Source organism: Peteryoungia algae (assembly GCF_030369675.1).
In the GTDB taxonomy this organism is placed as follows: domain Bacteria; phylum Pseudomonadota; class Alphaproteobacteria; order Rhizobiales; family Rhizobiaceae; genus Allorhizobium; species Allorhizobium algae.
The window spans coordinates 3,108,661-3,121,189 of sequence record NZ_CP128477.1 but is presented as its reverse complement, the minus strand read 5'-3'; the positions used below and the strand labels follow the sequence as shown (position 1 = coordinate 3,121,189).

At 62.1% G+C, this 12,529-nt stretch carries 12 protein-coding genes and 1 riboswitch; of the genes, 1 reads left to right on the top strand and 11 read right to left on the bottom strand.

Translation table 11 applies throughout. From position 1 onward, the window contains the following. Positions 1–2: 2 nt before the first annotated feature. From QTL56_RS14835 to QTL56_RS14785, 11 genes are all read right to left on the bottom strand, one after another. Positions 3–542, bottom strand: a complete 540-nt coding sequence (locus tag QTL56_RS14835) for a DUF2585 domain-containing protein (RefSeq protein WP_370660364.1) — start codon at positions 540–542, stop codon at positions 3–5. Between the two features lie 47 nt (positions 543–589). Beyond that, positions 590–1,231, bottom strand: coding sequence for a septation protein A (locus QTL56_RS14830; RefSeq protein ID WP_229575281.1), 642 nt, complete (start codon positions 1,229–1,231; stop codon positions 590–592). Positions 1,232–1,259: 28 nt separating this feature from the next. After that, positions 1,260–2,612, bottom strand: a complete 1,353-nt coding sequence (gene ftsY / locus QTL56_RS14825) for a signal recognition particle-docking protein FtsY (protein WP_245137265.1) — start codon at positions 2,610–2,612, stop codon at positions 1,260–1,262. A gap of 18 nt (positions 2,613–2,630) precedes the next feature. Further along, on the bottom strand, positions 2,631–3,848 hold the full coding sequence (gene mtaB, locus QTL56_RS14820; protein WP_245137483.1) for a tRNA (N(6)-L-threonylcarbamoyladenosine(37)-C(2))-methylthiotransferase MtaB: 1,218 nt from the start codon (positions 3,846–3,848) through the stop codon (positions 2,631–2,633). Positions 3,849–3,919: 71 nt separating this feature from the next. After that, positions 3,920–4,828 carry a diaminopimelate epimerase gene (gene dapF / locus QTL56_RS14815; protein WP_245137266.1) on the bottom strand — a complete coding sequence of 303 codons (909 nt, stop codon included), beginning with the start codon at positions 4,826–4,828 and terminating at the stop codon, positions 3,920–3,922. 87 nt (positions 4,829–4,915) lie between these two features. Beyond that, positions 4,916–5,521 carry a thiamine phosphate synthase gene (locus QTL56_RS14810; protein WP_245137267.1) on the bottom strand — a complete coding sequence of 202 codons (606 nt, stop codon included), beginning with the start codon at positions 5,519–5,521 and terminating at the stop codon, positions 4,916–4,918. Beyond that, positions 5,518–6,294, bottom strand: coding sequence for a thiazole synthase (locus tag QTL56_RS14805; protein WP_245137268.1), 777 nt, complete (start codon positions 6,292–6,294; stop codon positions 5,518–5,520). The genes QTL56_RS14810 and QTL56_RS14805 overlap by 4 nt, the downstream gene beginning before the upstream one ends. Position 6,295: 1 nt before the next feature. After that, on the bottom strand, positions 6,296–6,493 hold the full coding sequence (gene thiS, locus QTL56_RS14800) for a sulfur carrier protein ThiS (protein ID WP_245137269.1): 198 nt from the start codon (positions 6,491–6,493) through the stop codon (positions 6,296–6,298). Next, entirely contained in the window at positions 6,490–7,470 is a 981-nt protein-coding gene (gene thiO, locus QTL56_RS14795) for a glycine oxidase ThiO (RefSeq protein WP_245137270.1), read from the bottom strand. Before thiO ends, thiS begins: the two co-directional genes overlap by 4 nt. Then, on the bottom strand, positions 7,467–9,305 hold the full coding sequence (gene thiC, locus QTL56_RS14790) for a phosphomethylpyrimidine synthase ThiC (protein WP_245137271.1): 1,839 nt from the start codon (positions 9,303–9,305) through the stop codon (positions 7,467–7,469). The genes thiO and thiC overlap by 4 nt, the downstream gene beginning before the upstream one ends. A gap of 91 nt (positions 9,306–9,396) precedes the next feature. Continuing rightward, positions 9,397–9,517, bottom strand: a riboswitch (TPP riboswitch). A 47-nt stretch (positions 9,518–9,564) separates the two neighbouring features. Continuing rightward, on the bottom strand, positions 9,565–10,650 hold the full coding sequence (locus QTL56_RS14785; protein WP_245137272.1) for an MBL fold metallo-hydrolase: 1,086 nt from the start codon (positions 10,648–10,650) through the stop codon (positions 9,565–9,567). 308 nt (positions 10,651–10,958) lie between these two features. Here QTL56_RS14785 and ffh point away from each other — a divergent pair, with 308 nt between their 5' ends. Beyond that, positions 10,959–12,521, top strand: a complete 1,563-nt coding sequence (ffh, locus tag QTL56_RS14780) for a signal recognition particle protein (protein ID WP_245137273.1) — start codon at positions 10,959–10,961, stop codon at positions 12,519–12,521. Positions 12,522–12,529: the final 8 nt, after the last annotated feature.

Below are 12,529 nucleotides of genomic sequence, written 5' to 3'. Positions count from 1 at the left end.
CGTCAGAGTGCAGCCTGCCACGTTTTCACGACCTCTATCGGCCAGACCAGCATTACGACATTCAAAGTCAGATTGTCGCGGATAACGAATGCCGTGACAGCCTCGAATGCGAGTGCGATCACGACTGTCAGCCAGATCGGTACGCGCGCCGCAAAGAAGAAGCCGGCGATCATGGCCACCATGTCCATCCCGGAATTCAGGATGCTATCTCCGCTATAACCGACAGCCATGGTGGCGGTCCGATAGCGGTCGATCACGAGCGGTGAGTTTTCGAGGATTTCCCACGCAGCCTCGATGAGTGCTGCAAGAGCGAGTTTCGCCGCAATTGGCTTCTTGCGCATGATCAGCCATCCGAGGCCATAGAACAGGAAGCCATGGATGATGTGGGAGGGCGTATACCAATCAAACAGATGCTGTGAATTGCCGGGTGTATTCACGCCTGGCTCGAAGAGCTTCACATAGCCGCATTCGCAGATCCAGAGGCGGCCCATCAGATATTGCGAGACGACCTGAACCAGGATGACGAGAAACGTCACCGCCAGCCAGAAACGTGTCGTCGAGTTGTCGTTACTCTGGCTGGTCACGTCGTTCACTGCTCTTCCTTCTCTTCCAGCGAGTGCTTCATGATCAGCGGCATCTGGGCCAGCGTGAAGAGGATCGTGATGGGCATGGTGCCCCAGACCTTGAAATTCACCCAAACGTCAGCGGAGAAGTTGCGCCAGACAACCTCGTTCAGGACCGCGAGGAAGAGGAAAAAGATGCCCCAGCGGAGCGTCAGCTTTCTCCAGCCTTCGGCATCCAGCTGGAAGGCAGCATTAAAGACATATCCGAGTAGCGAGGTGCCGAAGGCCAAGCCGCCAAGCAGCGTAACGCCGAAGAGCGTGTTGACGATGGTCGGCTTCATCTTGATGAAGGTTTCGTCCTGCAACCAGATCGAGAGTCCGCCAAAGACCATGACGACGATCCCCGATACGAAGGGCATGACCGGCAGGTGCTTGAAGACGATCTTGGAAATGATCAGCGAAAGTACCGTTGCGGCCATGAACAGCGCGGTGGCGATCAGAAGCGGGCCGCCGATCGCGGTCAGTGCCGGAAAGGTCTTGGCCAGCCACTCGCCGCGCAAGTTTCCGAAGAAGAAGATCAGCAGCGGGCCGAGTTCCAATGCCATCTTCAACAGCGGGTTCTGTCTTTCGGCCTTGGACGCGTGTGTATCGGTGGATGTGTCCGACATTGATGTCGTTCCCTAAAGTTTTCGGCGCTCAGCGCGCGATGCCGGCAATGGCGCTGGCGAAATCTTCCGCCTCGAAGGGCTCGAGATCGTCGATACCCTCGCCGACGCCGATGAAATAGACGGGCAGCTTATGCTTGGCGGCGATGGCGACGAGGATGCCGCCACGGGCCGTGCCGTCGAGCTTTGTCATGATCAGGCCGTTCACCCCCGCAATGTTGCGGAAGATCTCGACCTGCTGCAGGGCGTTCTGACCCGTGGTCGCGTCGAGCGTCTGAAGAACCGTATGCGGCGCATCGGGATGGAGCTTGCCGAGGACGCGGACGATCTTCTCGAGTTCCGCCATCAGTTCCGTCTTGTTCTGCAGGCGGCCGGCGGTATCGATGATCAGGACATCGGATTTCTCTGCTTTCGCTTTTTCGAAGGCCTCGTAGGCAAGGCCGGCTGCATCCGCGCCGAGCTTGGTGCCGATAAAGGTTGAGCCGGTACGGTCGGCCCAGATCTTCAGCTGCTCGATCGCCGCTGCACGGAAGGTATCGCCGGCGGCCAGCATGACCTTGAGGCCCGAGCCAGAAAGCTTGGCTGCAAGCTTGCCGATTGTCGTGGTCTTGCCGGTGCCGTTGACGCCGACGACAAGGATGACATGCGGCTTGTGGCTGAGATCGAGGGCGAGCGGCTTTGCCACCGGCTTCAGAACCTTGACGATCTCTGTCGCCATGATCCTGGTGACGTCTTCGCCGGTCACATCCTTGCCGTAGCGCTCGGAGGCGAGGGTATCAGTGACGCGCAGCGCCGTTTCGACCCCGAGGTCGGCCTGGATCAACAGATCTTCCAGTTCCTCCAGCGTCTCGTCGTCAAGCTTGCGTTTGGTGAAGAGGGCGGTGATCTGGCCTGTGAGCTGCGAGGAGGTACGAAACAGGCCGGCCTTGAGGCGCTGGAACCAGCTCAGCTTTTCAGAAGGGGCGGGGGCTTCCGGCTCGGCGGCCCCCAACTCGGCCGTCGCAAAACCCTTGGGCAGCACCGGAACGGCTGGTTCCGGACCATCGCCAGATGCGGCCGTGACACTGTCGCTCACGTCTGTGTCTTGCATAGTCTGGGGTTGCTGATCGTTGTCAGCCGGGACCTCTTCCTTCGTCTCGGCCTGAAGCAGTTCGAGCGGCACCAGGGACAGATCTTCCTCTGAGAAGTCGTCGGAAGGTCCCGCTGCAGTCTCCACTTCCGCCGAAATGACCGGATCCTCGGCGAGGGGCAGGTCTTCGTGGCGGTCCTTCGGTTCGCTTTCGGCGCCGATCGCAGCCTTTTCTTCCGCCGTCAGACGGGTCGGCGCATCTGCCGCCTTGTCCTTGCCGAAAGTGAAGACTTTTTTGATGAAGCCGAGGGCCATACTCACTCTATCCGTCTGTCAGGCTGCGGCGATTGCCGCTGCCGCTGAAATCGTCAGATGGCGGCCCGTGTGGCCGCCGATCGAAACCTCGACGAAGCTGCCGGGTTTCAGGCCGGGCGTCGCAACGAGGGTGAAGTCTTCCGTATGCGCCATTTCGTTGCGCTCGACCAGCAGCTTCTGACGGGTGCCGACGCGCGAGGCGAGATGCATGGCCTGCAGTCGGTTGGCGACGCTGCGCAGTTCGGCAGCGCGCGTCTTGACCAGTGCCCGGTCGAGTTGCGGCATGCGGGCTGCCGGTGTGCCCGGGCGCGGGCTGTAAGGGAAGACATGCAGATGGGCAATACCGATTTCCTCGGCGAGGCGGGCGGAGTTATCGGCCATCTCCGCCGTTTCGGTCGGGAATCCAGCGATCATGTCAGCGCCGAAGGCGAAGCCCGGGCGCAGGCGCCGGACCTGCTCGGCAAAAGCGACTGCATCCGTGCGGGAATGCCGGCGCTTCATGCGTTTCAGGATCATGTCGTCGCCATGCTGCAGCGATAGATGCAGATGCGGCATGAAGCGGGGCTCATCGGCAATCAGATCAAACAGATGGCCGTCTGCCTCTATGCTGTCGATCGAAGAGAGGCGCAGGCGCAGGATCTCGGGCACCTGTTTGAGCAGCGTCTTGGCGAGAAGGCCAAGCGTCGGCATACCCGGCAAGTCCGCTCCGTAGCTGGTGGCGTCCACCCCGGTCAGCACGACTTCGCGATACCCGTTCTCAATCAGCTTGCGCGCCTGCTCGACGACGGCGCCCATCGGTACGGACCGCGAATTCCCTCGGCCAAAGGGGATGATGCAGAAGGTGCAGCGATGGTCGCAGCCGTTCTGCACTTGCAGGAAGCCGCGTACATGGCCGTCGATATGGGCGACCATCTGCGGTGCGGTCTCGGTCACGCTCATGATGTCGTTGACGGCAATCTTCTCTTCCGCGGAGATACCGAAATCCGGCAGGCGGCGGTAATATTCGGCCTGGAGCTTTTCCTCATTGCCGAGGACAGCGTCGACCTCGGGCATAGCCGCGAAGTTCTGCGCTTCCGTCTGAGCCGCGCAGCCGGTGACGATGATCTTTGTTCCCGGGTTCTCGCGCCGCGCCCGACGGATCGCCTGACGCGCCTGACGCACGGCTTCCGACGTCACGGCACAGGTGTTGACGAGGATGGCATTGTCGAGGCCAGCTTTGGCCGCCTCCGCCTTCATGACTTCGGACTCATAGGTGTTCAGGCGACAGCCGAAGGTGATGACCTCGACAGAACCCTTTTGCTCAGGAGTCACGGGGTGGCAGCCTCTGCGTCGGCGCTTGCATCTCGCTGCCAGCTACCGGTGGCCGGATCAACCATGCCCGACCACTCCCATTCAGCGGGACCGGTCATGACGACCTTGTCGTCTGCACGCCAGTCGATGGTGAGCGTACCGCGGCCCGGGCTGGACGCGACCGTGATCGTCACCTTGCGGTCGGTGCGGCCGGTGCGGGCGGCGGATACGCCAGCGGCGCAGGCGGCTGAGCCGCAGGCGAGCGTCAGGCCGGCGCCGCGCTCCCAGGTGCGCGTCACCATCGTTGTCTTCGAGGTAACCTGGGCAAGCGTGATATTGGCCTTTTCCGGGAAGATCGGATGGTTTTCGAGAAGCGGTCCAAAGCGTTCCAGGTCATAGGTCATCGGATCGCGGTCGACCCAGAAGACGGCATGCGGATTGCCCATCGACATGGCCGAGGGCGAATGCAGGATCGGCGCGTCGATCGGGCCGATTTGCAGCTCGATGCGGCTGGTGTCGTGAAATTCTTCCGAGAGCGGGATCTTGTCCCAGGCAAAGACGGGCTTGCCCATGTCGACGGAGATCGTCCCGTCCTGATGCTCGACTGCGTTCAGAATGCCCGCGATGGTCTGGAAGGTGAAGCTTTTGCGGCCGGTCTCGCTGGCGAGTGCCTGCACAACGCAACGGGTGCCGTTGCCGCAGGCCTGGGCCTTCGAGCCGTCGCAGTTCAGGATGTCGATATAGGCGTCGGTTCCGTCGACCTTCGGATCGTGGATCGCCATGATCTGGTCGAAGGCCGTCGATGAATCTGCAGCAAGCGCGACTGCAGCAGTCGGGGTCACCCGATCGGTCCGGCCGCGCATGTCGACGACCAGGATCTTGTTGCCAAGCCCGTTCATAACAGCGAATTCGACCCGATCCGACATCGTCACTCCATACAGGTGTATTTTCAGCCTATATGGCGGAAATGAAGCCGAATTACCAGTGGAGCGGCTCAAACCCGCCTTCTATAGTCAACGCCATTGCTCAGTCGTCCTTAGCCATTCGCGGGTTCGCTGTTCGGGGTTCGCATGCAGAGTTATGTCCGTTACGACGGCTGCGCTGTCTGCTCCGGCTTCGAAAACCCCCTGGAGCCGGTCGGGACGAAGTCCGCCGATCGCAACCAGGGGCAGGGGGGCGATCTGTCCTTTCCAGGATGTGAGGCGTTCAAGTCCCTGCGGTGCCCAGGCCATCTTCTTCAGGATCGTCGGATAGACCGGGCCGAGAGCGATGTAATCGGGCTCGACGTCACGGGCCGCATTCAGTTCTCCCTCGTCATGGGTTGAGAGGCCTAGCCTCAGACCCGCGCCCCTGATCGCGCGGAGATCTGCCGACATCAGATCCTCCTGGCCGAGATGGACGAAGTCGCAGGCCTCATCAATGGCGATCTGCCAGAAGTCGTTGAAAATCAACTGGCAGCCGTGATCGGCGCAGCATTGCCGGGCGCGGCGAATGTGCTGGCGAAGGGTGGCTTCATCGACATCCTTCATGCGCAGTTGCACCAGCCTGACGCCCAGCGGCACGAGCCGCTCGATCCAGTCGGCGCTGTCGACGATCAGGTAAAAGGGATCGAGCTTCATGCGAAGACGCCCTTTCCGATTACAGGTGTAGAGGGAACCGCCATGTCGCGGGGTTCGAGCATGCCAGCCTCACGGGCCATATGCCCCGCCTCGATTGCGCGCGCAAACGCCTCTGCCATTGCGGCCGGATCGCCAGCACTGGCGACGGCGGTGTTGAGCAGGACGGCGTCATAGCCGAGCTCCATGACAACAGTGGCATGGGAGGGACGGCCGATGCCGGCATCGACGATCAGGGGCACGTCTGGAAATTCCGCGCGCATGGACTTCAGCGCGGGCAGGTTTTGCGGGCCCATGGCGCTGCCGATCGGGGCGCACCAGGGCATCAGGACCCGGCAACCGGCAGCAAGAAGTCTCTGGCCGACCACCAGATCGTCGGTGGTGTAGGGGAAAACCTCGAAGCCGTCGGCGTTCAGGATTTTTGCCGCTTCGACCAGTTCGAAAACATTCGGCTGCAATGTGTCGTGATTGCCAATGACCTCGAGCTTGATCCAGTTTGTGCCAAAGACCTCCCGCGCCATCTGGGCCGTCAGCACTGCTTCCCGGGTGCTGTGGCAACCGGCTGTGTTGGGCAGGACATGAACGCCGAGATCGCGGATCAGCTGGAAAAAGGCGCCGCCCGCCTTGCCGCCCGCAGTTTCCCGGCGGAGTGACACCGTGACGATTTCGGTCTTTGACCGCCGCACGGCCTCCGCCAGGATCGCAGGGGAGGGGTAGCGGGCCGTACCCAGCAGAAGACGCGAGGAAACGGTCTTGCCATAGAGTTCGAGTGCCATGTCAGCCACCCTGCATAGGCGAGAGGACCTCGATCCGGTCGCCTTCCTTCAAGAAATGGGCGGCTCTCTCCTCGCGGTGAACCAGTTCGCCATTGACGGCGGTTGCGAGCCACTCGCCTTCGTAGTCGAGCTTTGCGAGCAGATCGGCGAGGTTGCCTGCATCGAGCTCCTGGGTTTCTCCGTTGACGGTGAGCTTCATGCTGACCTCCTCTCGGGCGCTTCGATGGTCGTGAGCCTGTCTGCCGCCTGACGCGCCAGTGCCGGCGCGAGCAGAAAGCCGTGGCGGTGCATGCCGGCGACTGCCATGCCTTCGGAGGTTTCGATGAGGCGGGGCACATTGTCCGGGAAAGCCGGGCGGATGCCGGTGCCGGTTTCGATGATCCGCGCCTCGGCGAAGGCCGGGTGAAGGGCATAGGCGGTGTTCAGAAGCTCCATCATCGAACGCGCGGTGATCGGCCCGTCATCCTCCGTCTCGATCATGGTCGCGCCCAGCATGAAGCGCCCGTTGCCGCGCGGCACGATGTAGAGAGGGTGGCGGGGATGTAGAAGGCGTACGGGACGGGAGAGGGTGATATCGGCCGTCTCCAGATAGAGCATCTCGCCGCGCACGCCGCGCAATCCTTCGATCTCGCCGATCGCCTGTGGTCCGCGGCAGTCGATGACCGTCGCGTAGTCTCCTGCATCACCTGCCTCTTCCCCGAAGCGGAAGGAGGCCCCCGCCCCCCGTGCCGCATCGTAGAGACCCCGCAATGCCTTGCGCGGATCGAGATGGGCCTCCTCGGCGAAGAAGAGGCCGGTGCCGAAGCGACCTGCCAGAGCGGGCTCAAGTTCTGCAATCTCCTTCTCGCCCACCCAGAGATGCCCCCGTGTACGGCTCGCAAAGCGCTTGAGGTCAGCATGATCGCGGGCATTGGCGAGAACAAGCGTGCCGCGTCGCTGTGCGAGACCGGGGACGGCTTCGTCCCACCAGTCGGCGGCGTAGAGGCCGAGAGTGAGCACGATCTCCTCTGCCGCCTCCCGCTCGCAATAGGGGGCGAGCATGCCACCCGCCCAATGGGAGGCGCCAAGCCCGATATCGGCCCGGCGTTCCACGACCTCGACGGAGACACCCCTGCGCGCCAGTGCCAGCGCCGTCGCTAGCCCCGCGACGCCGGCGCCTTTCACCAGAACGGTCATGACGGTTCCCCCGTCTCCAGCGCTGCCATCTCGTCCGCCGTCATGTAGAGATCGCCGCCGGAACGGTATTTTTCTGCCATGGCGGTCAGGCCCTCCTTCTGGGCCTCGGCGCGGATGTCATGCGAGATCCGCATGGAGCAGAATTTGGGGCCGCACATCGAGCAGAAATGCGCGACCTTGTGCGCCTCCTTCGGGAGGGTCTCGTCATGCATGGAGCGTGCCGTCTCCGGGTCGAGCGACAGGTTGAACTGGTCTTCCCAGCGGAATTCAAAGCGGGCGCGTGACAGGGCATCGTCGCGCAACTGCGCGGCGGGGTGCCCCTTGGCGAGATCGGCGGCGTGGGCGGCGATCTTGTAGGTGATGACGCCGGTCTTCACGTCGTCGCGGTCGGGCAGACCGAGATGCTCCTTCGGCGTGACGTAGCAGAGCATGGCCGTGCCGAACCACCCGATCATCGCCGCCCCGATCCCCGAGGTGATGTGATCGTAACCGGGCGCAATGTCCGTGGTGAGTGGTCCGAGCGTATAGAAGGGGGCCTCGCCGCAGGTCTTCAGCTGCTTGTCCATGTTCTCCTTGATCTTGTGCATGGGCACATGGCCGGGTCCCTCGATCATCACCTGGCAGTCTTTTGCCCAAGCGATCTGCGTCAGTTCACCCAACGTTTCGAGCTCGGCAAACTGGGCTGCATCATTGGCATCGGCAATCGAGCCGGGCCTCAACCCATCGCCCAGCGAGAAGGAGACATCGTAAGCGCGGCAGATGTCGCAGATTTCCTCGAAATGCTCGTAGAGGAAGCTCTCCTTGTGGTGATGCAGGCACCACTTGGCCATGATCGAACCACCGCGCGAGACGATGCCGGTGACGCGGTTGACGGTCAGCGGGATGTAATGCAGCCGCACCCCGGCATGGATGGTGAAATAGTCGACGCCCTGTTCGGCCTGCTCGATCAGCGTGTCGCGATAGACCTCCCAGGTCAGATCCTCCGCGATGCCGCCGACCTTTTCCAGCGCCTGGTAGAGCGGCACGGTGCCGATCGGCACGGGCGAATTGCGGATGATCCAGTCGCGGATGTTGTGAATGTTGCGTCCGGTCGAGAGATCCATGACCGTGTCGGCACCCCAGCGGATCGCCCAGACCATCTTCTCGACTTCCTCGGCCATCGAAGAGGTGACGGCGGAATTGCCGATATTGGCGTTGATCTTCACCAGGAAGTTCCGGCCAATGATCATTGGCTCGAGTTCGGGATGGTTGATGTTGGCGGGAATGATCGCCCGGCCCGAGGCAATTTCCTGGCGGACGAATTCCGGGGTCACGTGATCGGGGATCGCGGCGCCGAAGCTCTCGCCATCGCGCACAAGCGCTTCCTTTACGGCCTTGCGGCCGAGGTTTTCGCGGATCGCCACAAATTCCATCTCAGGTGTGATGATGCCCGCCCGGGCGTAGGCGAGTTGGGTCACGGCCTTGCCGTCCCGTGCGCGGAACGGGGGATGATTCACGGGAAACACCGGGGTCATCTTCTCGGCCGAGACGAAGCCGTTGTCTTCCGGCTTCAGCGCCCGGCCTTCATAGCGTTCGACATCGCCGCGCACCTCAGCCCAGGCCGTCCTGTGGCGGGGCAAACCCTGGTCTATGGTGATGGCTGCCTGCGGAATGGTGTAGGGGCCTGAGGAATCGTAAACGGTAACAGGTGGCTCGCCCGATGTCGGGTGCAGCGCGATCTGGCGCATGGGCACCCGGATGTCCGGATGCATCTCTCCGGGCAGAAAGATCTTTGTTGAGGCGGGAAGCGGCCCGGTGGTGACGTCGGGTCTGTCTAAATGCGGGGCAATGTTCATCGTGGAGCTCCAAGTGTTCAGGTTGGAGACCCAGTCATGTCAGCCGGAATGATGGAAAGACGCCACGGGATTCGGAGTGCCGAATCGTCGTTTAGCAGCGCTTGCACCGTCCCTACGCCAGTATGAACTGGATCAGGTTCAACGGGTCACCGCGCTGCCATTTCGGCGTAGCGATATCTCAGCCCCTTGTCGGGACACCCCTGGTGAATGCGAGAAGTGTGGTCAAAAGTGCGTCCCGTGTCAACGTGGGATGCGACGCTCAGGCGCTGGCGCGCGGAACCTCGAACTGCTGGCCCGGACGTAAACCCCTGAAACGGTCCGTGCCAATCCCGGCGGCCGTCATGGCGGCCGCAAGTGCCTTTGGCGGGTCGTCTATTCCCTCGTTAGTCAGCTGGAAGGTGCCGAAATGATGTCCGATGCCGAAGGTGGCGCCGCTCGAGCCGAAGCCTGCAATTGCTTCCTGCGGATTCTGGTGCTGCGCCTTCATGAACCAGCGTGGCTCGTAAGCGCCGATCGGCATGATGGCCAGCCGGATGTCGCCATGCTTCTCGCGGAGGTCGCGATAATGCTTGCCGTCGGCATAGCCAGTATCGCCAATGTGGTAGATCTTGCCGCCTGACGTTTCGATGACGAAGGCGGCCCATAGCGCCATGCGCCGGTCGCCCATACCACGGGCCGACCAGTGGTGGCATGGCTCGCAATGGATGGTTATGCCATTGCCCATATCCAACCGGTCGCCCCAGTCCGTCACGCTGGCATCGATCTGAGCAATGTCGTCGCGGATAATCCGGTCGTTGCCGAGCGGGGTCACGATCCTTGGCTTGTCGCGTTCGACGAGGCGCTTCAGCGTCGCGATGTCCAGATGGTCGTAGTGATTGTGCGTTACGATGACAATATCGATGGTCGGCAGATCGTCGAAGGCGACGCCCGGCGGATTGGCGCGTCTCGGCCCGGCGAAGGAGACGGGGCTAGCGCGCTCCGACCAGACGGGGTCCGTCAGGATGTTGAGGCCTGCCGTCTGGATCAGCAGCGTCGCATGGCCGACCATGGTCACCACGAGCCGTTCGCCATCCACGCGCTGCTCCGGCTTCGTCGTGACGAAGTCGGCAGCCATTACGGGCTTGGGCCATTCGATCTTGCCTCCGCCGAATTGCCAGCGCAGCAGATCTGTAAACCCGCGCGGTTCCTCTCCACCCGGATTGAAGAAGATCTTGCCGTCGAAATGATCCGAGACCGGGCCGCTGTAATAGCGGTTGCCCGCCTGCGCCTCACGCATGCCGAGGCCTCCTAATGTGGCGGCGACGAGCCCGAAGCCCGACCATTTGAGAAAGTTGCGTCTGTTCATGGCTCACTCATATGTGGTTTCGTCAATTCCACGACAAGATGCAGGCTGCAGATCGCCGAAGGGAGGCAAAGCCCCGGGAAATCGCTACTTGGCTTGACTTCGTGGTGGTTTTCCTGTTTATCCGCCGCAATCTGCGAAGAGACGAGAACTCTGAGCCGCCGACCGGGACCCGAAAAGGTATAAAGAGATCCCGGAGGTCAACACCCGACAGCGCGTTGCGCCCTCGGGTGGTTTTTGGCTTTGCGTCTTGTTTTCCGCGTGGAGAAGACCGAGGTTTGGGTTCCCCCGAACTATGCAAGGAAGAGCCGATGTTTGAAAACCTCCAGGACCGTCTTGGATCCATTCTGAATGGACTGACCGGCCGTGGCGCATTGTCCGAGGCGGATGTCTCGGCTGCTCTGCGCGAGGTTCGTCGTGCCCTTCTCGAGGCCGACGTTGCCCTCGAAGTGGTCCGATCATTCACGGAAAAGGTGCGTGAAAAGGCCGTCGGCGCGACCGTCTTGAAGTCGATCAAGCCCGGCCAGATGGTCGTCAAGATCGTCCATGACGAGCTTGTCGACATGCTCGGCACCGAAGGTGTTTCAATCGACCTCAATGCGGCTGCTCCCGTCGTCATCATGATGGTCGGTCTGCAGGGTTCGGGCAAGACGACCACCACGGGCAAGATTGCCAAGCGCCTGACGGATCGCGACAAGAAGAAGGTCCTGATGGCCTCGCTCGACACGCGTCGGCCAGCCGCCCAGGAACAGCTTCGCCAGCTCGGTGCGCAGACCGGTATTGATACACTGCCAGTTATCGCCGGCCAGTCGCCGACGGATATTGCCAGCCGCGCCGTTCAGGCCGCCAAGCTCGGTGGCCATGACATCGTCATTCTCGACACCGCCGGCCGCACGCATATCGACGAGCCGCTGATGATGGAGATGGCCGAGATCAAGGCCCGCTCCAAGCCCCATGAAATCCTTCTCGTCGCCGACTCTCTGACCGGACAGGACGCGGTCAATCTCGCGCGCAATTTCGACGAACGCGTGGGCATCACCGGCCTTGTTCTGACCCGCATGGACGGCGACGGGCGTGGTGGTGCAGCCCTTTCGATGCGGGCCGTCACCGGCAAGCCGATCAAGCTGATCGGTGTCGGCGAAAAGATGTCGGAACTCGAAGAGTTCCATCCGCGCCGCATTGCCGACCGCATCCTCGGCATGGGTGACATCGTTTCGCTGGTTGAAAAGGCCGCTGAGAACATCGATGCGGACAAAGCCCGCGCCATGGCCGAGAAGATGGCCAAGGGCAAGTTCGACCTCAATGACCTGGCCGAACAGATCAAGCAGATGCAGGCCATGGGCGGCATGGGTGGCATCATGGGCATGATGCCCGGCATGGCCGGCATGAAGGACAAGATTTCTGCGGCCGGCCTCGACGACAAGGTCTTCAAGCGCCAGCTCGCCATCATCTCATCGATGACCAAGGCCGAGCGTGCCAATCCCGACGTGCTGAAGCACTCTCGCAAGAAGCGCATCGCAGCGGGTTCCGGCACCGATGCCTCCGATATCAACAAGTTGCTCAAGATGCATCGCCAGATGGCTGACATGATGAAAGCCATGGGCGGCAAGAAGGGCGGCGGCATGATGAAGCAGATGATGGGCGGTCTCGCTTCCAAGATGGGGCTGGGCGGCGGCATGGGCATGCCTGACCTGTCGAGCATGGATCCGAAGCAGCTCGAGGCGCTTGCCAAGCAGGCGGAAGCCGCCGGCATGAAGCCGGGTGGCTTGCCGGGTCTCGGCGCCGGTGGTCTGCCGGGCCTTGGCGGACCGAAGCTTCCTGGCCTCGGTGGCGGCGGCTTTCCCGGCCTTCCCGGCCTGCCGAAGAAGAAGTGAGGAGCGCG

Excerpts from the sequence above, each read along its gene's own strand:
- QTL56_RS14830 (WP_229575281.1), bottom strand. The coding sequence starts at position 1,231 with ATGTCGGACACATCCACCGATACACACGCGTCCAAGGCCGAAAGACAG.
- ftsY (WP_245137265.1), bottom strand. The coding sequence starts at position 2,612 with ATGGCCCTCGGCTTCATCAAAAAAGTCTTCACTTTCGGCAAGGACAAG.
- mtaB (WP_245137483.1), bottom strand. The coding sequence starts at position 3,848 with ATGAAGGCGGAGGCGGCCAAAGCTGGCCTCGACAATGCCATCCTCGTC.
- dapF (WP_245137266.1), bottom strand. The coding sequence starts at position 4,828 with ATGTCGGATCGGGTCGAATTCGCTGTTATGAACGGGCTTGGCAACAAG.
- QTL56_RS14810 (WP_245137267.1), bottom strand. The coding sequence starts at position 5,521 with ATGAAGCTCGATCCCTTTTACCTGATCGTCGACAGCGCCGACTGGATC.
- QTL56_RS14805 (WP_245137268.1), bottom strand. The coding sequence starts at position 6,294 with ATGGCACTCGAACTCTATGGCAAGACCGTTTCCTCGCGTCTTCTGCTG.
- thiS (WP_245137269.1), bottom strand. The coding sequence starts at position 6,493 with ATGAAGCTCACCGTCAACGGAGAAACCCAGGAGCTCGATGCAGGCAAC.
- thiO (WP_245137270.1), bottom strand. The coding sequence starts at position 7,470 with ATGACCGTTCTGGTGAAAGGCGCCGGCGTCGCGGGGCTAGCGACGGCG.
- thiC (WP_245137271.1), bottom strand. The coding sequence starts at position 9,305 with ATGAACATTGCCCCGCATTTAGACAGACCCGACGTCACCACCGGGCCG.
- QTL56_RS14785 (WP_245137272.1), bottom strand. The coding sequence starts at position 10,650 with ATGAACAGACGCAACTTTCTCAAATGGTCGGGCTTCGGGCTCGTCGCC.
- ffh (WP_245137273.1), top strand. The coding sequence starts at position 10,959 with ATGTTTGAAAACCTCCAGGACCGTCTTGGATCCATTCTGAATGGACTG.